Genomic DNA, 25,647 nt, shown 5'->3' on the forward strand with positions numbered 1-25,647 from the left:
TTAAAAACAGGCGCTTTCGGCGCCTGTTTTTTTTTGGGTACTGATTTTCGGGGTTAAACAACTTTTCTTGTACCTTAACGACTGCAAACGCAACCATAAACGAATAGTTTCATCTTAGGGATAAAATAAATTGTTAGTTTATGAAAAGGAGTTTTTTGGCACTTTGTGCCCTTGCTGTAGCGCTAGCTTTCAATTCTTGTGACATTGATGATGATAGTCCAAACTTTCATTTTGTACCCTTGCAAATAGTAAGTGTAGAAATGCCGGATTCATTTGTCCTTGACGAAACTTATCAAATAAATGTGACTTACACCATTCCGGATGGGTGCACTTATTTTGAGGGTTTTGACGTGACCAAAGACGATTTGACCACTAGGGAAGTTGTAGCAATCGGTTCCCAAAGAACCGATCAAGAGGTGTGCACGGAAGCTATTCGCGAAGTAGAAGGTTCATTTGATTTTATCGTTATACATAATGAACCATATCTGTTTCGATTTTACAATGGGGATGATACCAACGGTGACCCGCAATTTATAGAAATTGAAGTACCCGTGAATTAGTTAATGTAATAACCTAACCGATATTTTGAGTCAAGAAGAACTCATAAATAAATGTAAGAAAGGCGAGAGGAAGGCACAAGAGCTGCTATATAGGCAATACGCCAATATACTGTTCGGTATATGCCTGAAATATTCACGCAATAAATCGGAGGCCGAAGACAGTCTTCATGATAGTTTCATGACCATTTATGAAAAGATCGGGCAATACAAATCCAAGGGTTCTTTTGAAGGTTGGATCAAGCGTATCACTGTGAACACCGTTCTTCAAAAATACAGGAAAGAAGAATACCTGAAAGTTGTAACCGAAAATACGGAAGAGGAAATAGAAGTTGAAACCGGTTACACGGATATTGATCTTGATACCTTGCTGGAATATATTCAGGAATTGCCGAACAAATACCGTTTAACATTCAATTTATACGTTTTGGACGGGTATTCACATAAAGAAATAAGTACCATGCTCGGCACATCTCCCGGCACATCAAAATCTAACCTTGCCCGTGCAAGGATGATTTTAAAGGAAAAAATTGAAAATAAGAAGACCCAGGCCATAATCGGAATATTGATCATGGTATTAAACGATAATCAGTGAAACCATAAGGTGTTCACAACGACATAGAAAAACATGAACATTGCTAAACATATAGCAAAATGAGCAAAAAAAACTTGGACAAATTATTCCAAGAGAAATTCTCGGAGTTTTCAGACGTCCCTACAGAAAAAGTCTGGAAATCGATCGAGGCCTCTTTGAATAAAAAGAAGAAAAACCGGAAGGTTATACCCATTTGGTGGAAACTGGGTGGCATAGCCGCCGTAATGGCCATTGGCATATACTTGACCATCCCTTTTAATAATGATGCAACCGGTACCGATAACATCATTACCGATGTTGAAAACAAAAAGGACAAAATTGAAGATGACAGATCACCGATCGTCAATACACCTAAAATCGTTGAAGAAACCAACACGGAAGACGTAAAAAACAATACTACGGAGAGGGCAACTCAACCAGATAATCCATCCCATATATTAAATTCAAAAACAACTTTGGAAAACGAAGAGGTCATGGTCGAAAATAATCGCACTAACCGGGCATTACAAACGGAAGAGTCAACAAACGTTCAAATTGCGACAAATACAAAGACTTACAAGAACAAAGTTTCAGATGATTCTAATCGGAATTTCATAAAAAACGATTCGGTTTCCGATAAAGCCATTGCCCAGCAGGCAACTCCTCATGATCATTCTGGTAAAAACCAGGCTTTGGCCCTTAAGAGGGATGGTGATAATCATATTGAAGATGGAACAAAACCAAATGAAGAAGCTATAGCGGAAGTTAAAAAAGAAGACGCTTTCAAAGAGAACGTAGAGAATACTAAAAAATCAATTTTCGATGAAATCGAAGAAAAAGAAGTGGAGGTAGCCGAAGTACAAGGAAGCAGATGGTCTGCTGGCCCTAATATAGCCCCTGTATATTTTGATGCTATCGGAAGTGGTTCTCCCGTACACTCGATATTTGTACCCAATTCCAAATCAGGGGATGTCAATTTAAGTTATGGTATTGCGGTCGCATATGAAGTAAGTACAAAACTTTCGATAAAAACAGGTATAAATAAAGTAGAATATGGTTACAACACCAATGATATAGAATTCTCATCCAGTCTAGACGGCTTCGGAAACGGACAAATAGCCAACATAGACTATAGCAATGCCTCAAAAAATATCAGGGTAGAAAGCAATGTCAACAATGCTAGTTCTTTTACCGGAAAAACAGCTTTTGATGCTGCGGCCAAAACCCCGATCTTAACCGGTGTTATGGCCCAACAATTCGGTTACCTTGAGGTACCCCTGGAACTAAACTATGCACTAATCGATAAAAAATTCGGTGTTGATCTTGTCGGTGGTCTTAGTTCCTTGTTTTTGATAGATAATTCAGTCTCTTTAACCTCAGGAGAATTAACAACAGAAATGGGTGAAGCCAATAACCTTAACTCGATTAACTTCAGTACCAATATCGGATTTGGTTTTAATTATAAGTTTACACCTAAGGTTCAATTGAACGTAGAACCCATTTTTAAATATCAATTAAACACATTTTCAGATACTTCGGGTGACTTTAGACCTTTTAGCATTGGTGTTTACAGTGGCCTTAATTTTAAATTTTGAAAGAAAGGTTCAATAACTCACCCTTGGTTTAATTCTTTTATTTAAGTGATTTTTGAAGTTCCCCTAAAATGACATTGCGAACCTGTTCCCGTAGCATGGCTTTATCCTCATCACCCAGAAACGCAGTCTCAAAAAAGGTATGCACCCTGGCACGGATCAACCCCGGCCCCCCACTTAAAAAAGTAAAGGAAAAACGCTTTTTATTATCATAAAAAGTCATAGGTACCACCGGTATATTATGGGCAATGGCCATTTTAAAAGCCCCGTCCTTAAATTGATCCAACAAAATACTTTCATCGTCCGGGACTCCACCTTCCGGAAAAATACAGATACTCAAACCTTGGTCCAAACGCCGTTGGGCCCTTCGATAAACCCTTGTTCTACTGCGACTATCACCCCTGTCTACCATGATGCATACCCGCTTATAGAAAAAACCGAAAAGGGGTATTTTTACCAATTCTTTTTTGCCTACAAAGACAAAAGGGTTTTTACTTATGCGCAGCATCAACATAATATCCAACATACTGGTATGGTTGGCGACCAACATGTAACTTTTTCCACGAACCAGTTTTTGTTCCCAATAGACTTTTTGCGGACAACCCATACCCAGTAATATAGGTCTTGCCCATAGGTTCCTTGCCATCCAGAAAAATTGGGGATACCATTTTTCAGATAAGGTCGCCAAAACCAAAAAAGGGAAGAAAACGATTATCGGTAGTGCCACCAATATATAAAACCAAATACGATATAATGTGAATCCTACATTTTGGGTTAATCTCAGCATAGATCAAAAGTAACAAATTGAACCAGTTTTTTGTGAATTGTTTTACCTTTGTGGTTCTTAAAAAACAATAGAATGGCAAGAATACTAACAGGCGTGCAAAGCACAGGGGTGCCCCATTTTGGAAATATCATGGGAGCGATTCTCCCAGCGATACAAATGGCGCAAGATCCCAAGAATGAATCTTTCTTATTCATTGCGGACATGCATTCCCTTACCCAAATAAAAAACGGAGAGGAGTTAAGGAACAACACCTATGCCGTTGCCGCCACTTGGCTTGCCTGTGGGCTTGATATTAATAAAACCGTTTTTTACCGCCAAAGCGACGTGCCACAAACCACAGAACTTTCCTGGTACCTTAGCTGTTTTTTTCCGTACCAACGATTGACCCTCGCCCATTCCTTTAAGGATAAGGCCGGGCGTCTTGAAGATGTCAATGCCGGTTTGTTTACCTATCCCATGCTTATGGCTGCGGATATTTTGCTTTATGATGCTGAATATGTCCCTGTTGGGAAAGACCAATTGCAACATTTGGAGATTACAAGGGATGTTGCTGCTCGATTCCATTCCAAATTGGGGGAAACTTTCATTATGCCTGAAGCGAAAATCCAGGATAATGCTATGATCATCCCGGGTACCGATGGTAAGAAAATGAGCAAAAGTAGTGGAAACCTCATCAACTTATTTCAAACGGACAAAAAATTGCGAAAGCAGATCATGGGGATAGAAACGGACAGTACCCCAATGGAGGATCCTAAAAATCCGGATACCGATAACGTTTTTGCCCTTTATAAAATCATCGCTTCAGATTCCCAGATTGAAGAAATGCGGGCCAATTACTTAGGCGGCAACTATGGTTATGGCCATGCAAAACAAGCTTTATACGAAGTTATATTGGAACGTTTTGGAGAAATACGTGAAAAATATGATTATTATATAAACCATCTTGAAGAAGTGGACAAAGCCTTGGAGCTTGGTGCGGTAAAAGCCAGAAAAGTGGCTGATGATGTCATATTAAGAGTACGTACCAAACTAGGGTATTAAGTAGATACCCCTATTTTTCAATTAGATTACAATACATACCCAAACAAACCGATTGGTCGGTTTTGGATGGTTTGTATTACGTGGATATTCCTTTGTCCCCAGATATTCTTTTAAACTTTGTCGATGAAGTGTTTAAATAAAGTGCATATACTAAAGCAATGCACCTAAAACAAACCGCTTGGTTTATAATTTTATAACTATACTCCTAGGTAACTGACTGTAAAAACCTTTTATATAGCCTCAAACAGTTTTCCGGGCAAAGGCCGAACCAATCCTTTCATTTCCATATTCAATAATGTGGATGACACTTTAAAAATAGGTAACTGACAATCCAAAGCAATGGTATCGAGAATTTGTTTACCTTCTTTTTGCAAATACAGGTAAATGGATTTCTCGTCATCATTCAATTCAACGAACAACTGTTGCTGAATGGGCTGTGGTTTTTTCTCTTCCAATTCCCAGTTCAACAAATAAATGATATCGGCAGCAGAAGTGATCATATGGGCCTTCTGTTGCTTGATCAGGTTATTACATCCGGAACTGTATTTGTCCTGTGCCCTCCCCGGAACGGCAAACACCTCCCGATCATAACTATGGGCAATATCCGCAGTGACCAAACTTCCTCCTTTTTCCGCCGATTCAACCACGATCGTAGCCTGACTCATACCCGCTATTATCCGATTACGCTTTAAAAAATTTTCCCTGTCAGGATTACTTGTGCTCCAAAATTCAGTTAAGAATCCCCCATTTTTTTCAATATCCCTAGCATACTTTGCATGCACTTTAGGGTAGATCTGGTTCAATCCGTGAGCCAAACACCCTATGGTCTGCAAGCCGTTATTTATAGCTGCTTTCTGGGCGCAAATATCAACACCATACGCGAATCCGCTAACAATAATTGGATCAAGTGGGGCCAAGTCCTCAATGAGTTTTTCGCAAAAAGCCGATCCGTAACTTGTAATGTTCCTTGTGCCGACAATGCTAATGATTTTACGATCTTCCAAGTCGAAATTCCCTTTTTTGAACAATAATATTGGACTGTCTATACAGTGTTTCAAATATCGCGGATAATCCTTGTCGGTAAAATAAACGTATGATATTTCATTATCACGAATGTATTGCACCTCGTCTTCAGCAGCTTCAAGATGCTCTGCATCATGCAATCGTTTTATAGTATGTGTGCCAATGCCATCGATCTTCAAGAGATTTTGCGATTTATCGTCGAAAACAGCCATTGGCCCACCACAATGGGCAATAAGTTTTTTTGCAGTTACATCCCCAATATTCGGAATGTTCTGGAGCCTTAATACCGCAATCAATTCATCTGTAGTCATTTGTATTTCCCAAGTTAGTTGTTCACAATTTACCAAAAATATAATGTTAATAAAAAGTGTCCTGGATTCTATTTAACCTCTATAATTTTTGCAATATTTGTCCTGATGGTATTAGAACACTATATCTCCGATTTACTTTATAGATACAACTGTGTGGTTGTGCCAGGCTTTGGTGCTTTTTTATCACAGCATAAATCAGCCCAGCTGAACAAACAGACCCATTCTTTTCACCCACCTTCAAAATCCTTGTCGTTCAATAAGCAATTGTCCTCGAATGATGGACTATTGGTTTCCTACATGGCAGAAGTGGAAAAATGCCCTTATGAAGAAATGCTTGGGCGGGTTATGGATAAAGTGGAACAATGGAAGCGTACCTTGGAACAAGGTGAAAGTTTGTCACTGGAGAACATCGGCAACCTTAAATCTAACCAAGAAGGGCGCATTTTATTCCAGCCATCATATGAAGTAAACCATTTAACATCCTCATTTGGATTATCTTCCTATGTATCAGTACCCATTACTAGGGAAGTCTTGAAAAAAGAGGTGGTTACCATGGAGGAAAAAGTCCCTTTCATAATTACCCCAGAACGTAGAAAGGAAACATCATTACGCCCCTATTTAAAATATGCGGCCGTACTTCTATTGGCCTTATCCACTGGTTTGACCGGCTATAGATTCTACAACGAAAGCCTTGAGCAAAAGCAGATCGTTGTTGAGAATGCCCAAGAAAAGGTTTCGAAAAGCATTCAGGAGGCTACTTTTTTTGACACTGCACCATTAGAGTTACCTACGCTTAACTTGAAGGCCGTTACAAAAAGTCCTGAAGTTGCCACGCACCATATTGTAGCTGGCGCTTTTAGGTTCAAGGAAAATGCCGATAAAAAAATATCGGAATTGAAAAGACGTGGTTATGATGCCCATTATCTTGGCACTAATGACCATGGCCTGCATATGGTGACCTATAGTAGCTTTACCGATGTTAATGAAGCGCTACAAAACCTTAGGGCAATCAAAAGTACCCAATCCAAGGATGCGTGGTTACTATCGATCAGATAAGCGCTATCTTCGTAACATCCATCATATTATATAATTTAACAGCTTCAAGATAACTCTTATGCAGCCCAAAAACCCAAGCGATTCACGTACCGTTATGACCGATTTGGTCTTACCTAGCGAGACCAACCCTTTGAACAATCTTTTTGGGGGCGAGCTTTTGGCCCGTATGGATCGTGCTGCCAGTATTGCCGCCCGGCGTCATTCTAGACGAATTACGGTAACGGCTTCCGTTAACCACGTTGCCTTTAACCATCCCGTACCCTTGGGAAGTGTGGTTACTGTCGAGGCAGCGGTTTCCAGGGCTTTCAATACCTCAATGGAAATCTATATTGATGTTTGGATGGAAGACCGCCAAAACAGAAAACGTTCCAAAGCCAATGAGGCCATTTATACCTTTGTTGCAGTAGATGATTCCGGTATACCTACCAAGGTTCCGGCTTTAATACCTGAAACCGATTTGGAGAAAGAACGATTTGAAGGTGCCTTACGACGTAAACAATTGAGTTTGATCTTGGCCAAAAGAATGAAACCTAGCGATGCTACTGAACTCAAGGCCCTCTTTATGGGTAAATCGCCAAACTAAGGATTATTCAAGAATTTTTGCATGAGTGCCGCCTTACTGTCCACTTCAAAAATCTGATACAATCTTTTCTGGTAACTTTTTACGGTATTGACACTGATACAATTTTTATCCGCGGTCTTTTTATAAGTGAAACCCCTTATAAAAGCTTCCAATACACCATATTCACGCTCAGATAAGTTGGTCTGATATTTCTTTTCTATATAATTTTTGGTCAATAGGTTTCGTTGTCGCTCAGCGCTGTGTTTAAAAAAGGCCATTTCAAGGTTCACCTTTATGGTAGTCTCGTTGAATGGTTTTAAAATATAACCATAAGGCATGGTTTTCTTGGCTTTTTCCAAAGTGTCCTTATCGGAATATGCAGTTAGGAATACGAACGGCAAGGCATGTTTCTTTCGAATGATATGGGCTAGATCTATACCCGAGAGGCTTCCTTTTATATGAATATCCAATAGGATAAGATCGGGGCTTAGATTCATAATGGCATCCAAAGCCCGGTCACCGTTCATTATAATACCTTCCACAGAATAACCCAGTAAGATAAGGGTTGAGCTTATTTCCTCTGCAATCAATATCTCGTCCTCTATAATCAATATCCTTTTTTTATCCTCAATCATACGTCTCGATATTTAATTTATGCATTATTATCTCAACTGTGGTTCCTTTTGTCGTACTTATTTTCAACTCTGCTTCCAACTGTTGAGCCAAGGAAAGAATCAATCGATTTCCGAATGATTTGACCGATACTTCCTTTGGGTCATAACCTATTCCATCGTCGCTTACCTTTAGGTACAAACCTTTGTTTTTTCCCTTAAGAACAACTTTTAAATGCCCTTTTTTATCCTTGGGAAAGGCATATTTAAGGCTGTTTGAAATAATTTCATTGGTCATCAGTCCTAAAGGTACCAACGTGTCAACATCAATAGAGATATCATCAATATCGGTTTCTAAATGAACCTGGTCCTTGGATGTGTTATATGTCGTAAACAATTCTTGACATAGGTTATTAAAATACCGTTGGGTATTAACAGAGGTAAGGTTTTCTTTTTGATAGAGATCCTGATGAATGAGTGCCATAGATCGTATTCTACTCTTACCTTCATTAATGGCTATTTGTGCAGACTTACTATCGATACTTCTCCCCTGTAAAGTCAATAAACTACTGATCAATTGTAGATTATTCTTAACCCGATGATGTATCTCTCGCAATAAGATGTCCTTATCGGATAGCGCCTTTGCCAATTGCTGTCTTTGCCCAAGATACTTTCTGGTAATTAAATAAAGTCCAATACAAAGTAAGGAGACCAAGAACAATCCTGTTCCACTCATTAGAATTGTACGGTCTTTTTGACCGATAATCTTCTGGGAAGATTCGTTTTTTAAATTTAAAATAGCTATTTCGCTCTCTTTTTGGACTCTTTCAAACTTGGCATCCTTTTCCGTAATGGTTTCTATCATATCCGTATTAAAAACAGAATCCGATATTTTTTTATACAATTTATGGTAATCAAGGGCTTTGGCCATATCTTTTTTGCCTTCATAAGCTTCTGAAAGTAATTCATATGAACTCTGTAACTGGTGAAGGGACTGCCGCTCGTCATACTTTTCAAACACCTTATTCGCCTCAATTATGGCCTTGTCATAATGGCCCAAGCGAATCAATACAGCGGCCAAACTGATTCTACTCTCCGTAATGTTAAAATGACTGGGTAATTTTTCCCTTATTTTAAGCGATTGTAAATGGCTTTGGTAGGCTTCTTGGTATCTTCCCTGCTTTTCACGGAGATATCCTAAATAATCAAAGAAAAAGCCTAAACCCCATTGTGTATTTAAAAGGGAATCTAACTTTCCCTGCATACTTAAATGGTATTCCGCCTTCCCGTATTCACCCCTATCCGTATATGTTAATCCTAAATTTGCATGTACATTGGCCTGCCCCATGGTATCCTTTATCTCTTGAAACATTTTCAGGGCTTCCGTATACCGTTCAATGGCTTTCTCTTCTTGGTTGATGTTATCATAAAATATAGCAAGACCATTAGTGGCTTGGGCCAATCTTAATATGTTGCCTTGGGATTTGTACAAATCGTAGACTTCGAAAAGATAACCCTGTGCCTTTTCATTTTTACCCATAAAAACATGCATAGTCCCAAGTTGGTTGGCAGAGAAGGCCCAGTTAGCCGTATCCGCCGTACGCTGGAAATAATCATGGCATACCTTAAACTGGTCTATACTTTTGATATAATTACCCATGACCCTATCTGCATGAGCATCTAACTTTAGGGCCCTCATTAGAGATGCGCTGTCATTTTGAATTTCGGGAAGAGATCGTAATTCCGACGTAAAATCTTTAGTCCTATAAACCGTACTATCCTGTTCCAGGGCTTTTTCGGCCCCCATCCAAAGTAGGTTCTTATGTTGTTCCACCCCTAAATTATGGGTCAATAATTTATCAATGCTATCCAAAGGTATTTCTTGTGACCATAAGACTATCGGGGCAAAGGAAGTACATATTGCCATCTTGATGTATACCGATAGTAATTCTCTGTAAACCTTAATTTTAAACGTGTCCTGTGCTATTCCTTGTACCATGACAGAAAGCTATGTTCAATTGGTGTATAGCTAAAAATATAACCAATAATCCCTGAGGTTCTTTAGAAATTGTATAAATGGCTTTTTTTTGGTTATAGTTGTAGATTCAGGTATTGATTTCGTCAGCAAGGTATCTATTTCCAATAATCCTTTTAGCGCCATATTCAGGGCTACATGCTCCTGAACGGCAACTTTGATCATGTCATTCTGATGATTATGGACATTCATAAAATGGGGGATTGGATATTATGATCAATTGTTTCTTTTAGAGCGATCATACAATTGCTCTTCCAACTTCGCCTGGTCAATATTGGAATCCAGATTTATGGAAATATCGAATTCGGTGGTTTGATCTATAATATAAAACCATAAAAAAGCAAGGTTTCCAACGACAAAGAGCAGTACGGCCCACAAATAGATTTTACCGAATACCAAGGCCAAACAAGTACCGAAAAAAGATAGATAAATCAATATGGGTTTTATGGAATATAGTGACCTATTCCTTTTTAGCTTGGCACTTTCAACTTTTTGGGTGCTGATAGCAACCTGTTCTTCTTGTTCTAAAATCAATGTGTTTTCCATGGCTGTTCCCTTTTAAATGAATACTTAACCAAAGATTGATAAAACAAAAGGAACAAAAAACACCCATGTGGGTGATAATCAAGTCATAAGAAATAAAAAACCAATTCGAACTATTAACCTAGGAAGTTTTAAAAATCAAATGTATCGGGATCTGGGCCAAATCTATGTCCTTTTTCAAGACCATCTAAATAGGCCATATCTTCTTTTGATAATTCAAAATCAAAAATATCGGCATTATTGATAATACGTTCTTTCTTAACCGATTTCGGTATGGTCACGACGCCTTTCTGAAGGTCCCAGCGTAAAACAACATGGGCCGGGGATTTACCATATTTCTTGGCCATATCCTTAATAGCATCCAACTCGAATATTTTTCCTTGCATCATTGGGGACCATGCCTCATACTGAATTTGATTTTCGTTGCAGTAGTCTAATAAACCTTGCTGTACCAAATACGGGTGAAACTCCATTTGATTCACCATAGGCACTATTTCCGCGGAATCGAGTATATCTTCTAAATGATGTTTTAAAAAATTGCTTACGCCAATGGCCCTAACTTTCCCTTCTTGGTACAAATGTTCCAAAGCACGCCAGGTCTCCTTGTATTTGCCCTTAACGGGCCAATGGATCAGGTAAAGGTCCAGATAGTCCAATTGTAATCGCTCCAAGCTTTCATCAAATGCCTTCAATGTGTTATCATAACCTTGATCCGCATTCCAAACTTTACTGACAACGAACAGTTCCTCCCTATTGATCCCGCTTTGTCGAATACCTTCGCCAACTCCCTTTTCATTATTATAGATAGCTGCCGTATCAATATGCCTATAGCCTGCTTCAATGGCCCATTTGACAGCATTGATGACTTCGTTACCATCTTCGGACAAATACACCCCCAATCCAAAATATGGCATTTTAACGCCGTTATGTAATTCGAAAGTACCTTTTAGATCCGTGATTATCTTTGATGATGTTGACATATTAATAATTTAAAGTTGATAAACCCATTCTTCGGGATTCAATCGTGAAGTATTTTGGTATAAGTAGAACTTTAGGCGGGTCTGACCATTGGACCGATTGGTATATATTTTACCCAATTCTGTTTTAATACCCACTTTATCCCCTTTTTTTACATAGAGATCCGACAAGTTGTAATATGTGCTTATATAGTTACCATGCTTGATCTGTACCCCTTTATTTCCTCCGGGAACCGATAAAATGGCAATAACCTCGCCTTCAAAAATGGCCCTTGCCGTAGAACCTTCGTCCGTGGCGATGATAACCCCGTTACTTTGATGTTTGATCCCAGGGTAAACAGGATCTTTATAAACACCGAAACCCTGGCTTTTTATACCTTTTTCAACAGGCCAAATCAGTTTTCCCTTATTTGCGGAAAAATTCTTTGCAACCAAAGTAGCTTCAGGGGTTAGCACAAACTTATTAGAAGATACTTTCGTGGTCTTGGCACCTTTACCGACCTTCTTGTTCGATGCTGCTATGGCACTTCGAATAAGTTTTTCTATCTGTTGGTCGATTTTGCGGGCCTCACGTTTTTTCCGATCAATTGCCGATGCGTATTTACTTTCATTCTTCCGGATGCTTCCCAATAACTCTTTTTGGGATTTCATTTCTTTCATTAATTCAGCCCTAGCCTTATTGTTTTCGGCAATTAATTGATCCTTTTCCTTGCGTTGCTTGGTAAGGTCAACGTTCAATTGGGTGAGCTCCTCCGTTTTTGAGATAATCTTTTCCCCTTGTTCTTTACGATACTCTGTATATTGCTTCAAATATTGCATTCGCTTGAATGCCTGGAAAAAATTTTCAGAAGACAGAAGGAACATTAACCTACTTTGCTGGGATTTGTTTTGATAGGATTTACGGATCATGGTCGCATATTCATCCTTCAAAACCTCAAGATCCTCGCGCAATTTGGAAATATTCCGAATATTGGCATTAATCTGTCTATTCAGCAAATTGGATTGTTGGTTTGTGACCCGAATCAATTGTTGGCGCACATTAATTCTTTGGTCCAATGCCTCCATTTGATCCAAGACATTGCCTTTTTCTTTCTTTTCGGCAAAGAGCAACCGATTGATCTCATTTATTTCTTTCTGAAGTTGTTCCCGCTTTACTTCTAGGGCCTTTTGCTCATTCGTTTGGCCATAAACTACCTGTACCGACAGTAACGTCGTAAACAGAAATATAGAAACGAAGAATATGCGTTTACAAAGCATCGGCCTTTAATGCTATTTTTTTAAAACCCTTAGGTATTTTATAAGGAAAGTTCAAGTCCCTGTTAAACTCAACACTTCTATAATCAATATCAATAGTGTTTTTTCCATTGCCATCAATCGCGGTAATCAAAATCTCATTGGGCAATATCCTATTGTTTACCTTTTGATAATTTTTATACGTAATATCCAAAACACGTTTTTTTGCAGGCTGTGACAACTGTTGGGCAGACATCATAAAATTCTGTGGTTCTATCAGGTAACTTGTTTTGAAAAGGTCAATCTGCCTTTTAGGTTTCAGTATATATTCGGATTCAGTTTGTGAAACCTCATATTTGGTATCCCTTAAATCGAACAAAGCCTGGCCTAAAAGCAAATTCTGGACTTTATTGAAATCAAGTTCAGTCCCCAACATATTGCTCAGATATGAAAAATCACCATCAAAGTACTCATTCTCCAACTTGTTATAAAAAGAGACCCTGTTCGGGGTAATATAGGCCTTAACGATACCTAAAGGGGCACTGATCCAAATGGCCTTGTCTTTTTCCATTCGTAGGCTCACGGTTACACCTTTGGTGGATTGTCCATCAAAATAGGCGATTTTCATTCTACCACTCAACGTTTTAAAGTTGATATGGTTTTGATAATGGGTCCGGATAACGGCCTTAGCCGACATGTTTTCCATTACCGCGCTATCTGAGATCGGTTTCTTGGATTTACATGAAAAAATTAAAAGTATCAAAACACTGAATCGTGTCCATCTAATTACAGTAGCCATAGTCTAAAACCCGGGTTTTATCATACGAAGATACATATTTGCTTTTGAAGAATTATTCAAGGCCGTATGCCCATTGACCAATTCTTGATAAATGTTGTTCAAAAGGGGAACATCATCCAACATATAATCCAAAGCACCCTCCAAAACCTCAATAGCCTCTTCATGTTTGCCCATTTTGTTCAAAGCATGACCATTGATATAATAGAAGTAAGGTTGTGCCGGAAAATCTTCCATAGCCTGTTCACTAAGTGCCGCCAAGCCTTTATAATCTTTCTTCACCATTAAATCGGCCAATTGTACCTTTAGCGCCTCTATTGGGTTTTCCTTGGTTTCTTCAGGCTCCTTCACTTCCTCTTTCTTTACCTTAACTTCCTTTTTCTTCATAGAATCCTTGATCTTGGCCGTTAGATCCTCTGTAAATTCCGAGTTTTTGATACCCGAAAGTACCACCAAACTCTTCTCGTAATTCTGTTGTTTAAAGTAAATCAATGCCAAATTTTCTATAAGTGTCGGGTTGTCCATAGGAATATCGATGTCCATTTGGTCCAAAGAACTTCCTTGCATTTGTATGGTAGAGACCAAGGTATTCAAATACCACAAATTCTCTGGTTCTGACAATACCGCCGATATTGCATAATCTTGGGCGGCACTATACTGTTTCTCTATCAAATATACTTTGGCCAATTCGTGATCTACCACTGGGTTGCTCCCATCGATCAACTTACATTCCAAAAGCAGGTTTATGGCCTTGTCGTAATTCTCAATACCTTTCTGCTTTAAAGCCTCGAAAAAATTCTCTTGGAACGTATCGGAATATTCCTCTAAAAAAACCTCTGAACTATCTTCGATATTCATATCACGTTGTTGGGCCAAGCCTCCAAATGGAAGGGCAACCAAGGTAAACATGAAAATTAAGCGAAGGAATTTCATTTGAAAATCGTAATTAATTTAATTCAAAAGCATTACGGGATAAAATTATCAATAAGTATTCCAGAGTTTTACCCTTTTTTGTTAAAACACCCTTAAAAGAAGGCATAAAATTTACGGTATAAGCGATAAAGCAAATTAATGGCTCTTATTTTGTTCCCGTACTGCCGAAACCACCGGCACCTCTAACAGTATCGGATAATATATCAACCTCGTTCCATTCGGCTCGTTCGTGCCTTGCAATGACCAGTTGCGCTATTCGCTCCCCATTTTCAACTGTAAAAGGCTCATTTGATAAGTTTACGAGGATAACCCCTATCTCACCACGATAATCCGCATCTACAGTTCCTGGGGCATTGAGTACCGTTATGCCTTTTTTTGCCGCTAAGCCACTTCGTGGTCTTACCTGTGCTTCAAAACCAATAGGCAGTTCAATGAACAATCCCGTTTTAACAATTGAACGTTCTAGAGGTTGAAGAACGATTGATTCCGAAATATTCGCCCTAAGATCCATACCCGCCGAGGCCAATGTTTCATAATTTGGTAATTCGTGGGCTGATTTATTAATGATATTTATCTTCATTTTTTTAAGAATATTTTTCTGAGATTGTCATTTTCGAGTTTGTAGACCATTCCCAAAAATAGGATTAACAAAGGTACTCCAAAGAACAGATTGCGATCAAAGACATAAAATGACAAGATCGAAAATACAATGGAGATCAAAAGATAGAAAGTGATTTTCCTGAAATTATAGGGTATGGGATAATACATTCTACCAAAAATAAAAGAAAGCATCATCATGCATCCATAGGCCGTAAGTGTGGCCACGGCTGAAGCCATATATCCAAAATGGGGAATGAACACAAGATTGATGATTATGGTCAAAATTGCCCCGATCAAAGAAATATATGCACCGAATTTGGTCCTATCAGTAACTTTGTACCAAACAGATAGGTTATGATAGATTCCCAAGAAAAAACTAGCCAGTATGATTATGGGGACAATATCCATCGCTTCCCAATATTTAGTGTCCCGAACGAAAAGAATTTTCAATACATCAGCGAAGACGACAACCCCCAATAATATGATGCTACCCAAGACAACAAAATAATTGGTTATTTGGGCATATGCCTTTTGAGGGTTCTCCGTGTTGGAATGACTGAAAAAGAAAGGCTCAACACCCAATCGGAACGCCGTAGCGAAGAGGGTCATGAACAAGGCCAATTTGTAGCATGCAGAATACATCCCCACCTCACTATCCGCAACATTTTCGGGTAGTAACCTTTCGAGTAAAATACGATCAAAGACTTCATTTACCGTAAAGGCGACCCCGGCAACAAGAACCGGCAAAGCGTATTTCAACATTTTATTCCAAAGTTCCCTATCAAAGACGAACTTCGTTCGTAGGTATAATTTCAACATCAATAGAAGCGTTGTGGCGCTTGCAAGGAGGTTCGCTATGAAAATATATGATATTTGAAAGTTTTCCTTGTATAACCCGCTTAAAATCCCATCTGGGTTGGATGCAGCCATCTTTGGTAAGAAATAAAGGAAAAATACATTCAATCCAAGGTTTATGGCTACGTTCAATATTTTTACCACAGCATAGCGCATTGGTTTTTCATTGGCCCTTAACCAAGCAAAGGGAATAATGACCAAGGCATCCAAGGTCAAAATAAAAATGGCATATCTTAAATAATTCGGATCAATATGTGAAAGTTCGGAAATGCCATTCTGAAGTAACAATGCCATGACCATGAACACCATTGTAGAGACCAAAATCGAGATCAATGAAGTTGAAACCACTTTTTTACGGTTTTCGGAACCATTATAAAAACGGAAAAATGCGGTCTCCATACCATAGGCCAAAAAAACATTGAAAATGGCAAACCAAGCGTATATTACCGAAAGCTGACCGTAGTCAGCAGTAGCCAAAATATCGGTATGAAACGGTAATAATAAAAAGGAAAGCATCCGTGGTAGTACAGTTGCCAAACCATAAATGGCCGTTTGTTTAAAAAGTTTTTTAAAAAGGTTCAACCAAGAATAATTAAAGTTAAAAATAGGTATTTAACCCAAAGCTACAAAAGGTCCGCTTTCAAATGGCCCATAAAATTGGAAAACCTCGCTTAATGCGAGGTTTTCTATTTATTAATTCATTTGGACATTAAAAAACAAATCCAAAGTACATTTTCCGTTCTTCTTAATTGCTCAGTGCCTCTGCACCACTTACAATCTCCAGAATTTCATTCGTAATGGCAGCCTGTCTAGCTTGGTTATATGTCAGCTTCAATTGATCTCTCAATTCCGTGGCATTATCCGTAGCCTTGTGCATTGCGGTCATTCGAGCACCGTGCTCACTTGCAAAGGAATCACGTACAGCTTTGTACAATTGTGTCTTAAGTGATTTTGGAATCAATTGCTCAACGATTTCTACCTTTGAAGGCTCAAAAATATAATCAGCATTCGAACTTTGATCTCCATCAGCCGGTACGATAGGCAAAAATTGCTCCGTTGTTACTATTTGCGTAGCGGCATTCTTGAATTTATTGTAGACAAGTTCTATACGATCATAGGAACCGTTCTTGAACAAATCCATAAGTTCTTCGGCAATAACGGCAACATTTTCAAAGGTCAAATCATCAAAAACATCACTATGGTTTGCCGCAATGGTATTCTTTTTTCCCAATATATCATTGGCTTTCTTCCCAATCGCCATAAAGTCGACTTGTTTTCCTTGGAAAGTATCTTCAGCCAAAAATGAACTTTGTTTTAAGATATTGGTATTAAAAGCCCCACACAAACCACGATTCGATGTTATAGCTACAACCAAAACCTTATTTACAGGTCTATTATCCGCATATGAACTACCCGAATCGGCATCCAAACTCGCACTTAAGGCTTGTAAAAGCTCTGTGAGTTTATCAGCATAAGGCCTCATGGCAGTAATTGCGTCCTGCGCCTTCTTCAACTTTGCAGCAGACACCATTTTCATGGCACTGGTAATCTGCATTGTTGATGATACCGATGCTATTCTGTTACGTATTTCCTTTAAGTTGGCCATTTATATAAGTTATAAGTTGTGAATGATGAGTTTTGGGTTTTTATTGATTCAACTCTTTACTCAAGATTCTTAACTAGCTTCTGTATTTACCTGTTAAATCTTTACAAACTGCCGTTAATGTATCGGTAACCTCGTCGGTTAATTTACCTGCTTTTAGCAAATCCAATACATCCCTGTGTTTTGCATTCATGAACTGAATGAAGTCATTCTCAAACTCCTTAACCTTTTCAACAGGAACATCACGTAACAGGTTTTTGGAACCTGCATAGATAATCGCAATCTGATCTTCAACGGTAAAAGGATCGTTTTGTGCTTGCTTCAATATTTCCACATTACGACGTCCTTTTTCGATAACGTTCAAGGTCGCGGCATCCAAATCGGAACCGAATTTGGCAAAAGCTTCCAATTCCCTAAACTGGGCCTGATCCAATTTCAAGGTACCGGCTACTTTCTTCATCGATTTTACCTGTGCATTACCACCTACCCTTGATACGGAGATACCAACGTTAATTGCTGGACGTACACCTTGGTTGAACAAATCCTGCTCCAAGAATATCTGACCATCGGTAATGGAAATAACGTTGGTTGGGATATAAGCCGATACGTCACCTGCCTGTGTTTCAATAATTGGCAAAGCTGTTAAGGAACCACCACCTTTTACCATAGGTTTTAAGACATCCGGTAAATCGTTCATATCCTTTGCAATATCATCATCGGCAATAACTTTTGCTGCACGCTCCAATAATCTGGAATGAAGGTAGAAGACATCACCTGGATAGGCTTCACGTCCCGGTGGACGTCTTAATAACAATGAAATCTCACGGTAAGCTACCGCTTGTTTTGATAAATCATCATATATGATCAATGCCGGTCTGCCTGTATCCCTAAAATATTCCCCGATCGCAGCACCTGCGAATGGAGCATAAACCTGCATAGGTGCAGGGTCGGAAGCATTAGCGGCCACTATCGTGGTATACGCTAAAGCACCTTTATCTTCCAAGACCTTGGCTATAGCCGCAACGTTAGACGCTTTTTGGCCAATGGCCACATATATACAATACACAGGATTACCTGCATCGTAAAATTCTTTCTGATTTAGGATGGTATCGATACAAACCGTTGTTTTACCGGTCTGACGGTCACCAATAACAAGCTCCCTTTGTCCTCGACCCACTGGGATCATAGCGTCAATCGCCTTGATACCCGTTTGTAATGGTTCTGTAACCGGCTGGCGGAAGATTACCCCTGGTGCCTTTCGTTCCAATGGCATTTCGTATAGGTCACCGGAGACAGGACCCTTACCATCGATGGGAGCCCCTAAAGTATTTACTACACGACCAACAATACCTTCACCTACATTGATTGAAGCGATACGTTGGGTACGTTTTACAGTAGCACCTTCTCCAATTTCCCTGGAATGGCCCAAAAGTACAACACCGACATTATCTTCTTCCAAGTTCAAAACGATACCTTCAAGGCCTCCTTCGAACTCAACCAATTCACCATATTGGACGTTTGATAATCCATATACCCTTGCAATACCATCACCTACTTGCAATACGGTACCTACTTCATCCAACGAAGCGGTTGATTCAAATCCTGATAATTGCTGTTTTAAAATTGCTGATACCTCAGCGGCTTTTACTCCTGCCATTTGTTTTAGATATAAAGTTTAGACTTCTCTTGAGCCTTCAAATATATTATAGACTATTTGTAAATTCTCTTTTTAAATTATTCAATTTATTGGCGACACTGGCGTCGAACTGCAAATCACCTATCCTAAGAATAAAACCGCCTATAATATCCTCATCGATTTTATTCTGTATGGTAACCTCATTACCGGTAATCTGTGCCACCTGGACCAATATCTTTTTCTCAAGCTCCTTGGTCAAAGGTACGGCAGTTGTTACTGCAGCCACATCCTGACCTTTAAGTTGTTCATTAAGAATGATATATTTTAAGGCCACCTCGTTTAACATGCCGATTCGCCTATTATCGACCAATAGTTTGATCAAACCCTCGGAAATCGCATGGGCACCTTTAAAAATAGTGGTTAATGCCATCTTCTTATCCTCAGCCTTGACAATCGGACTTGCCAACATATTTTTTAATTCCTTACTATCGGAGATAGTTTTGACCACGGTGCGCATATCGTTTTCAACAGCAGCGGCTGCTTTGTTGTCAACTGCAATATCCAAAATTGCTTTAGCGTATCGTATGGCGGCTCTTGTATCCTTCATTCTTGATTTAGTTCAATTTAATGTCACCCAACATATCATCAACCAATTTCAACTGCTTGTCTTTATTGGACAATTGTTCTTTGATGATTTTTTCAGCGATATCAACAGAAAGTTCCGCTACTTGGTTCTTAATATCGGCAACCGCAGCTTTTTTCTCACTTTCGATGGCAGCTTGGGCCTGCTTAATCATTTTATCACCTTCGACTTTAGCCTGATCTTTGGATTCAGCGATCATCTTATCTTTGATCTCACGGGCTTCTTTCAACATTGCTTCACGTTCCGCACGGGCTTCCTGTAATAATTTTTCGCTATCGGCTGTAACATTCTGCATTTCTTTTTTTGCATTCTCAGCGGCCGCCAAAGCATCTTTAATCCCTTCTTCCCTTTCATTTACGGCATTCAAGATAGGTTTCCATGCGAACTTGCGAAGTAATAAAAGCAATAGCACGAACAATATGATCTGCCAAAAGAAAAGGCCGAACGAAAAGTCATTTACTAATTTTTCCATGTTGTCTTGTTATTCTATTCTATGATTATGAACAATAACGAAAAGCTATGACCAACCGTCATAGCCGTTCGTTTTTTTGTTTGGTTTATCCCGCGAAAATAGCGGCAAAACCAATTCCTTCAATAAGCGCTGCTGCAATCAACATCGCTGTTTGAATTTTACCGTAAGCTTCAGGCTGACGAGCAATAGCTTCCATTGCTTTTCCACCAATCATCCCGATACCGATACCAGCACCGATGACCGCTAAACCTGCACCTACTACACTTGGAATTTCCATAAAATATATATTAAAAATTAAACATTCAATCCTGTCGCCTGATCATTCAGGCCAAAAAATACTTATAAATGAGCCAATTCAGCTTCCTCTTCGTGTTCATGATCGTGATCATGTTCCTCAGAAGCGAATCCAAAATACAAGGCTGCCAACATCGTAAAGATATAAGCCTGCAAAAGTGCCACCAAGACCTCTATAAGGGATATGGCAAACGAAAGGCCAAATGACAATGGGCCACCGACCCAACTTTTGAAAATAAATATCAATCCGACCAAACTCATTAATACTACGTGGCCCGCAGTCATGTTCGCATACAAACGAATCAATAATGCAAAAGGCTTAATGAACAAACCTAAAATTTCAATGGGGACCAAGATAATATAAATAATGATCTTACCATACCATGGCATACCGTCGCCAAGTGGATCGAAAATGTGTTTCCAATAATCCTTGGTTCCGGTAAAGTTGGTAATCAAGAACACAATTACGGCCAAGGCAGTCGTTACAGCGATATTACCGGTTACGTTCACCCCTAATGGCGTTAGGCCGAACATGTTCAAAAACCAGATAAAGAAGAATACCGTTAAAAGGAAAGGCATGTATCTTTTATACTTTTTCTCGCCGATATTGGCAATGGCAATATCGTCCCGGATATAAAGAACGATAGGCTCAAAGAAACGCCCGGCACCTGTAGGAACACTGTTGTTCTTTGCATAACTCTTAGCAAGACTACTGAAAAGCCATAACAATAGAAGCCCTGTTACCAACATCATCACCACACTTTTGGTAATTGAAAAATCCAATGGCCTAACATTGGTCGGGTGGTGTTCTTCATCATAAGTGATGGCACCCTCAGCGTCTGTTTTGTAAATTTTACTGTGATATAATTTGTAATAGTTGCCATCAACTTCGGCAACTTCCTCCCCATGGTGGAATTTGGAAGACGAAAACACTTTTAACCCATTATCCCATAAAATAACAGGCAATGGAATACCTACATGATGCACTTTCCCATGCTCATCGGTGGTACCATAAAGGTTAAAATAATGGGAATCCTGAAGGTGATGTTCTATGAATTCCTTTATCTCTGTTTTTTTATCCTTGCCTTCTTCAACGTCGCTATCACTAGCAAAAGCAGTGTTTCCCAGAAGAAGAACAGCAGCCAAAAGAAATTTCAATAAAAATGGTTTTCGCATATCACTTTATGGTATCGGTCTCTAAAAATCGCTGCAAATGTAAGTTATTCTCGCAAAAAGAAAAAAGCATTTTTGAGTTTATTTAAAGGTATAGGCGCTCTAAATGAGAATGTTCTAATTAATCCATTTTTTTAAAATTTGTGCGGTGAAGATCGTTTCAACGACCAAAGAGACAACATATGGGACAAAAAAAGCGGCGAATTCCAATCGGCTCATTTCACCGTCGGACTTATATGCTGGATAAAACAAAATGAAGAAAAAAAGAAATTTCAAAAAGCTTCCGCCCATGAAAAGAAAACCGATCTGATTCTTTAATTTACTTCTGAAAATATAAATGGAAACAAAGATCGCGATGGCCAATAAACCGTTTACGATATACGAAAGGCCAATAAGATCATTGAACTTTGGAAACCCCAAATTATCGAGAATGATCAAATGGATTAGAAAAACCGCGCCTAAAGAAAAAGCCACACTTAAAATAAACTGAACTATGGGGTTGACTTTTGCCATCAATACTTTATTCTTTTAAGCTGTCGCAAAACCACCCAAATAGAAATTGCCACACCGATAAGTGTGGCAATTGCCGTATATATTCTTTTTTCGGTTTGATAGTGTTCATCGAGCCATATTCCCCCTTGGGCTGCTAAATAGATTATAGCACCCATCTCAAACGCAATACCCGAAAGCATTGCAATATTTCTAAGGTTGTTCTTATTATTAGGAGGCTTTTGCTTGCTCATTTCCACTTACCGATCCTTTAAAACCGCCCGTATTGGAACCCTTTATAGTACTTCCTTTACCTTTCATGGTACAGGAGGCATTAAAAGTCGCACCTGGCTCTACGGCCAATTTGGTTACGGAAACCGTTCCTTCGATTACAGCGGATGATTTTAATGACAATAGATCGGACACGAGCAGCTCTCCATTGAAACTACCTTCGATATCGGCATTTACGCACTCCACTTTTCCGTGAATATAGCCATCTTTACCTATTACGACCTTTCCTGAGGTCTTTACGTTACCGTCGAGTTTACCGTCGATCCTAAAATCAGCTTCGGAGATGATTTCCCCTTTGATCTTTGTGTTCTTTTCGATTCTGTTCGGCTGTCCACCTATTTCATTCATAGCTCTGGGTTTTTGTTTGTCTGAAAACATGTTTATGGTTTTGGGGTTAAAACGAAATTCTTATAATCCAACAGGTTTTTATGTACCTGTATGATCTTATAGTTCGAAGATAAAATTACAAAATTCTCATTGCTAATTCTGTAATCCTTATTGTTTTTTAGTAGTTCGGCATAACCCAAGGCAAAATCCTTGGATTTGAATCCGTGTACAACAACAAACTGGTCTTCGAGATTATAAATATCCTTTGAAACGATATTTTTGTATTTAAGGTCTTGGATCGATTTCTCAAGTCGCTCCTTTAGATCAACCGCCTCTTTATCATTACTTCTCTTAAAAGGAAAGACCACTTTCCAATTTCCTTTGCCTGTGGAACCGGTTTCTTTTGAGAACTCCTTGGTTTCCAATTTAGGTAATTGCTCGGCCACCATTTGTTCTGCCTTCTTGCCTTCCGGATTGTTAGGGTATGTCAATGCCACGTAGTTCAAGGCTTCCTTGAAATCCTCATAGCCCTGTAACCTACCTATTGCGTTGGCCTTGAGCATCTCGAACTTGGGCACTATGGGATCACCTGTATATTTATTTATGTTTTTCTCCGTTTCCGCTATTACCTGCAAAAACTTTTGGTCTTGGAACATCTTATAAAGCCTTTCATATTGAGCATCGGGACTATTTGTGTTACCTTCCAATATGGCTGTCGGATTCAATAAAATCTCGGCATATCTGGAATTGGAGTGGTTTTGAACTATATCCGCTTTCATTTCTGCCGCCAATGTGCTCCCTTCTTCCTCATAGATTTTGTAAAGGTTGTATTTAGATGGAAGGACCAAACGTTCCTCAGGATCTGACCGTAACACATCTTCCAATTTACCGGCGGCCAATAGATTCTCATTGAATTTTTCTTTGTAGATCAATCCCAATTGATAGTTCGCGAAATTCCGTTCGGTCTTTAGACTATCGATGACCGAAACATCGGTCGGGATGCGATCCATATAAAAATCCAAGGAAAACTTTTCCTCATCGGTGGGGTCAAGGTTTTTAGAACCGCCATCAGCGATTCCCGTGTCTTGATCCGAAACTGAAATGGTATTTTTATTCGACCATCGCCAATCGTCTTCCAAAGTCCGATTGCCCCATTTGTTGGTAAAATCATTTTTACCATACCCTAGACTGGTAATATTATAGAAATAGAACTTGCCCTTATTCTCCTTTCCACCTTTGCTCTCTGCAAAAGCCGCAAAACCTTGGGTAATGCGTTCAATTTCTTTCTTTTCCGCGTCTTCCTTTGCTTTCCGCAATGCTGCGATATGGTCCTCGAAAAAAGCGATCTGATCGTCTTTAGGAAGATTGAATAGGGTGATAACACTATCAGTGTATTGTACAACATTCTCATATTTTACAACGTCTTCCAAGTTATCAAGTTTCTTTTTGACCGATCGGTATTTTTTAGTGTTTTCATATAGGTTGGTCAAAACACTATCGTAGTATGCCCCTGCGGTCTTGTACTGGTTCTGGTCAAAATTGTAGATGGCCAGATTTTCGTAATTCAAAGCATTGAGCTTGGGTTCATTCTGGGTAGCCCGTAAGGATTTATTGAAATATACCAACGCTAAACTATCTGATTTGGTAGCCAAATGGTATTCTGCCAATTGCCTATATATTTTATCGAGAAATGGGCGGTTCTCCCTATTCTCTTCCAAATCGGTCAAGTATTCGAAAAGTTCCTCCTTGTTCCCATCCGTCAGTTCGGTGTTCTTGATTTTCTGCAGATGTGCATTGATCATATACACTCTTGGTGATTTCCTATTCAGTTCAATAACCTTATCAAAAGCATAATTAGCACTGTCTTTGTATTGCAATTGGTTATATAACTGTCCGATAATATAAAAATATCGGCCTTTCTCCGGGTTCTTCTTTGTATAGTACGAAGCTACTTTTAAATGCTGTATCGCCGTATCCGGTGCTTTTAGATTAATATATGCTTGGGCCATCATCGCCCTTGCATCTGCATATTCTTGATCTTTTAGATCTTCGAACTTCATTAAGCGTTTTAAGTTTTTAATGGCCAGCTCATCATTCTCTAAACGGATATTCACTTTTTCCCGCCAAATATTGGCTTCGTTCAACTTATCGCTCTCATCGTATTTCCTAAGAATATAATTAAAGGCTTCCAAGGCCGGAATGTAGCGTTCGTCAAAATAACGGGCCTTGCCTAAAAGTAAAAAGGCCTCATCGGTCTGGGGATTGCGTTCGATCTCCTTAATATCCATACTATGCTTCTGAATGGCCTTTGTGGCCTTTTCTTCCGCAATAATAAAATTTGGGTTGTTATCCTCTGAATCTAGCTTAACCTCATCGGTCACCTCCAATCGCTCTATGGGTAGAATTTCCCAATAATCGTCTTGGTAGTTGGCATTAAGTTCTTCCCGCCCTTTTTCAAAGGCAATCTCACCATTATACAAGGTATTGTATTTGGTGTTCATAGCATGCCAATTCCTGTTAAGAAATGCGTCCTTTTTGGTAGAACATGCACTTAGGATGATTACAGCCGAAAGGGCTGAAAAGATGATTTTATATCGAAGCTTCAAAATTCTCTGTATTCGTACACCTAGTAA

The 25,647-nt window shown here is 39.2% G+C and carries 28 protein-coding genes; 6 read left to right on the forward strand and 22 right to left on the reverse strand.

The genetic code is table 11. The annotated features are described in order from the left end of the window. Window positions 1-140: 140 nt before the first annotated feature. The 3 genes from R3X28_RS01550 to R3X28_RS01560 are packed head-to-tail and all read left to right on the forward strand — an operon-like array spanning window position 141 to window position 2,726. Complete coding sequence (locus R3X28_RS01550; RefSeq protein ID WP_154365930.1) at window positions 141-560, forward strand: hypothetical protein; 420 nt, start codon at window positions 141-143, stop codon at window positions 558-560. 25 nt (window positions 561-585) lie between these two features. Next, a complete protein-coding gene (locus R3X28_RS01555) occupies window positions 586-1,152 on the forward strand; it encodes an RNA polymerase sigma factor (protein ID WP_154365932.1) in 567 nt (188 codons plus the stop codon). Window positions 1,153-1,211: 59 nt separating this feature from the next. Beyond that, window positions 1,212-2,726 (forward strand): outer membrane beta-barrel protein, encoded by a 1,515-nt coding sequence (locus tag R3X28_RS01560; protein ID WP_317661904.1) that lies wholly within the window; start codon window positions 1,212-1,214, stop codon window positions 2,724-2,726. 37 nt (window positions 2,727-2,763) lie between these two features. Here R3X28_RS01560 and R3X28_RS01565 read toward each other — a convergent pair whose 3' ends face one another. Further along, the gene (locus R3X28_RS01565) at window positions 2,764-3,510 is read right to left on the reverse strand and encodes a lysophospholipid acyltransferase family protein (RefSeq protein ID WP_282054041.1); all 747 of its coding nucleotides are present in this window, start codon (window positions 3,508-3,510) and stop codon (window positions 2,764-2,766) included. Window positions 3,511-3,582: 72 nt separating this feature from the next. On the opposite strand from R3X28_RS01565, the gene trpS reads away from it, so the two are divergent. Next, window positions 3,583-4,551 (forward strand): tryptophan--tRNA ligase, encoded by a 969-nt coding sequence (gene trpS / locus R3X28_RS01570; protein ID WP_154365938.1) that lies wholly within the window; start codon window positions 3,583-3,585, stop codon window positions 4,549-4,551. A 230-nt stretch (window positions 4,552-4,781) separates the two neighbouring features. Here trpS and dprA read toward each other — a convergent pair whose 3' ends face one another. Continuing rightward, on the reverse strand, window positions 4,782-5,885 hold the full coding sequence (gene dprA, locus R3X28_RS01575; protein ID WP_317661907.1) for a DNA-processing protein DprA: 1,104 nt from the start codon (window positions 5,883-5,885) through the stop codon (window positions 4,782-4,784). A gap of 105 nt (window positions 5,886-5,990) precedes the next feature. Here dprA and R3X28_RS01580 point away from each other — a divergent pair, with 105 nt between their 5' ends. Beyond that, window positions 5,991-6,941, forward strand: coding sequence for an SPOR domain-containing protein (locus tag R3X28_RS01580; protein ID WP_317661909.1), 951 nt, complete (start codon window positions 5,991-5,993; stop codon window positions 6,939-6,941). A 58-nt stretch (window positions 6,942-6,999) separates the two neighbouring features. After that, window positions 7,000-7,524 carry an acyl-CoA thioesterase gene (locus tag R3X28_RS01585; protein ID WP_154365944.1) on the forward strand — a complete coding sequence of 175 codons (525 nt, stop codon included), beginning with the start codon at window positions 7,000-7,002 and terminating at the stop codon, window positions 7,522-7,524. On the opposite strand, the gene R3X28_RS01590 is transcribed toward R3X28_RS01585, so the two are convergent. The 20 genes from R3X28_RS01590 to R3X28_RS01685 form a co-directional block, all read right to left on the reverse strand. Continuing rightward, window positions 7,521-8,138: a response regulator gene (locus R3X28_RS01590; protein WP_317661912.1), complete on the reverse strand. Its 618-nt coding sequence runs from the start codon at window positions 8,136-8,138 to the stop codon at window positions 7,521-7,523. The two genes, R3X28_RS01585 and R3X28_RS01590, sit on opposite strands and share 4 nt — an antisense overlap. After that, entirely contained in the window at window positions 8,131-10,113 is a 1,983-nt protein-coding gene (locus tag R3X28_RS01595) for a histidine kinase dimerization/phosphoacceptor domain -containing protein (protein WP_317661914.1), read from the reverse strand. Before R3X28_RS01595 ends, R3X28_RS01590 begins: the two co-directional genes overlap by 8 nt. Window positions 10,114-10,143: 30 nt before the next feature. Beyond that, window positions 10,144-10,341, reverse strand: a complete 198-nt coding sequence (locus tag R3X28_RS01600) for a hypothetical protein (protein WP_154365950.1) — start codon at window positions 10,339-10,341, stop codon at window positions 10,144-10,146. 24 nt (window positions 10,342-10,365) lie between these two features. Further along, complete coding sequence (locus R3X28_RS01605; protein ID WP_154365952.1) at window positions 10,366-10,695, reverse strand: hypothetical protein; 330 nt, start codon at window positions 10,693-10,695, stop codon at window positions 10,366-10,368. A gap of 128 nt (window positions 10,696-10,823) precedes the next feature. Next, window positions 10,824-11,672 (reverse strand): aldo/keto reductase, encoded by an 849-nt coding sequence (locus R3X28_RS01610; RefSeq protein WP_282054033.1) that lies wholly within the window; start codon window positions 11,670-11,672, stop codon window positions 10,824-10,826. A 9-nt stretch (window positions 11,673-11,681) separates the two neighbouring features. Next, complete coding sequence (locus R3X28_RS01615) at window positions 11,682-12,926, reverse strand: murein hydrolase activator EnvC family protein (RefSeq protein WP_317661917.1); 1,245 nt, start codon at window positions 12,924-12,926, stop codon at window positions 11,682-11,684. Then, a complete protein-coding gene (locus tag R3X28_RS01620; protein ID WP_317661919.1) occupies window positions 12,916-13,701 on the reverse strand; it encodes a DUF4292 domain-containing protein in 786 nt (261 codons plus the stop codon). Before R3X28_RS01620 ends, R3X28_RS01615 begins: the two co-directional genes overlap by 11 nt. A gap of 3 nt (window positions 13,702-13,704) precedes the next feature. After that, window positions 13,705-14,631, reverse strand: coding sequence for a hypothetical protein (locus R3X28_RS01625; RefSeq protein ID WP_317661921.1), 927 nt, complete (start codon window positions 14,629-14,631; stop codon window positions 13,705-13,707). Between the two features lie 145 nt (window positions 14,632-14,776). Beyond that, on the reverse strand, window positions 14,777-15,211 hold the full coding sequence (dut, locus tag R3X28_RS01630; RefSeq protein WP_154365962.1) for a dUTP diphosphatase: 435 nt from the start codon (window positions 15,209-15,211) through the stop codon (window positions 14,777-14,779). Next, complete coding sequence (locus R3X28_RS01635; RefSeq protein ID WP_317661923.1) at window positions 15,208-16,668, reverse strand: lipopolysaccharide biosynthesis protein; 1,461 nt, start codon at window positions 16,666-16,668, stop codon at window positions 15,208-15,210. Before R3X28_RS01635 ends, dut begins: the two co-directional genes overlap by 4 nt. 163 nt (window positions 16,669-16,831) lie before the next feature. Then, window positions 16,832-17,692 carry an ATP synthase F1 subunit gamma gene (gene atpG, locus R3X28_RS01640; RefSeq protein WP_282054028.1) on the reverse strand — a complete coding sequence of 287 codons (861 nt, stop codon included), beginning with the start codon at window positions 17,690-17,692 and terminating at the stop codon, window positions 16,832-16,834. A gap of 73 nt (window positions 17,693-17,765) precedes the next feature. Beyond that, window positions 17,766-19,346, reverse strand: coding sequence for a F0F1 ATP synthase subunit alpha (gene atpA, locus R3X28_RS01645; RefSeq protein ID WP_282054027.1), 1,581 nt, complete (start codon window positions 19,344-19,346; stop codon window positions 17,766-17,768). Window positions 19,347-19,392: 46 nt separating this feature from the next. After that, window positions 19,393-19,932 carry an ATP synthase F1 subunit delta gene (atpH, locus tag R3X28_RS01650; RefSeq protein ID WP_282054026.1) on the reverse strand — a complete coding sequence of 180 codons (540 nt, stop codon included), beginning with the start codon at window positions 19,930-19,932 and terminating at the stop codon, window positions 19,393-19,395. A 7-nt stretch (window positions 19,933-19,939) separates the two neighbouring features. Then, window positions 19,940-20,440, reverse strand: coding sequence for a F0F1 ATP synthase subunit B (locus R3X28_RS01655; protein WP_282054025.1), 501 nt, complete (start codon window positions 20,438-20,440; stop codon window positions 19,940-19,942). Between the two features lie 85 nt (window positions 20,441-20,525). Next, the gene (gene atpE, locus R3X28_RS01660) at window positions 20,526-20,717 is read right to left on the reverse strand and encodes an ATP synthase F0 subunit C (protein ID WP_109648393.1); all 192 of its coding nucleotides are present in this window, start codon (window positions 20,715-20,717) and stop codon (window positions 20,526-20,528) included. Between the two features lie 62 nt (window positions 20,718-20,779). Beyond that, complete coding sequence (gene atpB / locus R3X28_RS01665) at window positions 20,780-21,910, reverse strand: F0F1 ATP synthase subunit A (protein ID WP_317661929.1); 1,131 nt, start codon at window positions 21,908-21,910, stop codon at window positions 20,780-20,782. Window positions 21,911-22,024: 114 nt separating this feature from the next. Then, window positions 22,025-22,420 (reverse strand): DUF6168 family protein, encoded by a 396-nt coding sequence (locus tag R3X28_RS01670; protein ID WP_317661930.1) that lies wholly within the window; start codon window positions 22,418-22,420, stop codon window positions 22,025-22,027. After that, complete coding sequence (locus R3X28_RS01675) at window positions 22,420-22,650, reverse strand: AtpZ/AtpI family protein (RefSeq protein WP_154365978.1); 231 nt, start codon at window positions 22,648-22,650, stop codon at window positions 22,420-22,422. The genes R3X28_RS01670 and R3X28_RS01675 overlap by 1 nt, the downstream gene beginning before the upstream one ends. After that, window positions 22,628-23,065, reverse strand: a complete 438-nt coding sequence (locus R3X28_RS01680; RefSeq protein ID WP_154365980.1) for a polymer-forming cytoskeletal protein — start codon at window positions 23,063-23,065, stop codon at window positions 22,628-22,630. Before R3X28_RS01680 ends, R3X28_RS01675 begins: the two co-directional genes overlap by 23 nt. A 2-nt stretch (window positions 23,066-23,067) precedes the next feature. Further along, the gene (locus R3X28_RS01685) at window positions 23,068-25,620 is read right to left on the reverse strand and encodes a hypothetical protein (RefSeq protein ID WP_317661931.1); all 2,553 of its coding nucleotides are present in this window, start codon (window positions 25,618-25,620) and stop codon (window positions 23,068-23,070) included. Between the last annotated feature and the right edge of the window lie 27 nt (window positions 25,621-25,647).

The organism is Maribacter sp. TH_r10 (assembly GCF_033101095.1).
In the GTDB taxonomy this organism is placed as follows: domain Bacteria; phylum Bacteroidota; class Bacteroidia; order Flavobacteriales; family Flavobacteriaceae; genus Maribacter_A; species Maribacter_A luteus.

Excerpts from the sequence above, each read along its gene's own strand:
- R3X28_RS01580 (WP_317661909.1), top strand. The coding sequence starts at position 5,991 with ATGGTATTAGAACACTATATCTCCGATTTACTTTATAGATACAACTGT.
- R3X28_RS01625 (WP_317661921.1), bottom strand. The coding sequence starts at position 14,631 with ATGAAATTCCTTCGCTTAATTTTCATGTTTACCTTGGTTGCCCTTCCA.
- R3X28_RS01680 (WP_154365980.1), bottom strand. The coding sequence starts at position 23,065 with ATGTTTTCAGACAAACAAAAACCCAGAGCTATGAATGAAATAGGTGGA.
- R3X28_RS01655 (WP_282054025.1), bottom strand. The coding sequence starts at position 20,440 with ATGGAAAAATTAGTAAATGACTTTTCGTTCGGCCTTTTCTTTTGGCAG.
- R3X28_RS01585 (WP_154365944.1), top strand. The coding sequence starts at position 7,000 with ATGCAGCCCAAAAACCCAAGCGATTCACGTACCGTTATGACCGATTTG.
- atpE (WP_109648393.1), bottom strand. The coding sequence starts at position 20,717 with ATGGAAATTCCAAGTGTAGTAGGTGCAGGTTTAGCGGTCATCGGTGCT.
- atpA (WP_282054027.1), bottom strand. The coding sequence starts at position 19,346 with ATGGCAGGAGTAAAAGCCGCTGAGGTATCAGCAATTTTAAAACAGCAA.
- R3X28_RS01620 (WP_317661919.1), bottom strand. The coding sequence starts at position 13,701 with ATGGCTACTGTAATTAGATGGACACGATTCAGTGTTTTGATACTTTTA.
- R3X28_RS01670 (WP_317661930.1), bottom strand. The coding sequence starts at position 22,420 with ATGGCAAAAGTCAACCCCATAGTTCAGTTTATTTTAAGTGTGGCTTTT.
- dprA (WP_317661907.1), bottom strand. The coding sequence starts at position 5,885 with ATGACTACAGATGAATTGATTGCGGTATTAAGGCTCCAGAACATTCCG.
- R3X28_RS01675 (WP_154365978.1), bottom strand. The coding sequence starts at position 22,650 with ATGAGCAAGCAAAAGCCTCCTAATAATAAGAACAACCTTAGAAATATT.
- R3X28_RS01605 (WP_154365952.1), bottom strand. The coding sequence starts at position 10,695 with ATGGAAAACACATTGATTTTAGAACAAGAAGAACAGGTTGCTATCAGC.
- atpH (WP_282054026.1), bottom strand. The coding sequence starts at position 19,932 with ATGAAGGATACAAGAGCCGCCATACGATACGCTAAAGCAATTTTGGAT.
- trpS (WP_154365938.1), top strand. The coding sequence starts at position 3,583 with ATGGCAAGAATACTAACAGGCGTGCAAAGCACAGGGGTGCCCCATTTT.
- atpG (WP_282054028.1), bottom strand. The coding sequence starts at position 17,692 with ATGGCCAACTTAAAGGAAATACGTAACAGAATAGCATCGGTATCATCA.
- R3X28_RS01610 (WP_282054033.1), bottom strand. The coding sequence starts at position 11,672 with ATGTCAACATCATCAAAGATAATCACGGATCTAAAAGGTACTTTCGAA.
- R3X28_RS01595 (WP_317661914.1), bottom strand. The coding sequence starts at position 10,113 with ATGGTACAAGGAATAGCACAGGACACGTTTAAAATTAAGGTTTACAGA.
- R3X28_RS01550 (WP_154365930.1), top strand. The coding sequence starts at position 141 with ATGAAAAGGAGTTTTTTGGCACTTTGTGCCCTTGCTGTAGCGCTAGCT.
- atpB (WP_317661929.1), bottom strand. The coding sequence starts at position 21,910 with ATGCGAAAACCATTTTTATTGAAATTTCTTTTGGCTGCTGTTCTTCTT.
- R3X28_RS01615 (WP_317661917.1), bottom strand. The coding sequence starts at position 12,926 with ATGCTTTGTAAACGCATATTCTTCGTTTCTATATTTCTGTTTACGACG.
- R3X28_RS01565 (WP_282054041.1), bottom strand. The coding sequence starts at position 3,510 with ATGCTGAGATTAACCCAAAATGTAGGATTCACATTATATCGTATTTGG.
- R3X28_RS01590 (WP_317661912.1), bottom strand. The coding sequence starts at position 8,138 with ATGATTGAGGATAAAAAAAGGATATTGATTATAGAGGACGAGATATTG.
- dut (WP_154365962.1), bottom strand. The coding sequence starts at position 15,211 with ATGAAGATAAATATCATTAATAAATCAGCCCACGAATTACCAAATTAT.
- R3X28_RS01600 (WP_154365950.1), bottom strand. The coding sequence starts at position 10,341 with ATGAATGTCCATAATCATCAGAATGACATGATCAAAGTTGCCGTTCAG.
- R3X28_RS01560 (WP_317661904.1), top strand. The coding sequence starts at position 1,212 with ATGAGCAAAAAAAACTTGGACAAATTATTCCAAGAGAAATTCTCGGAG.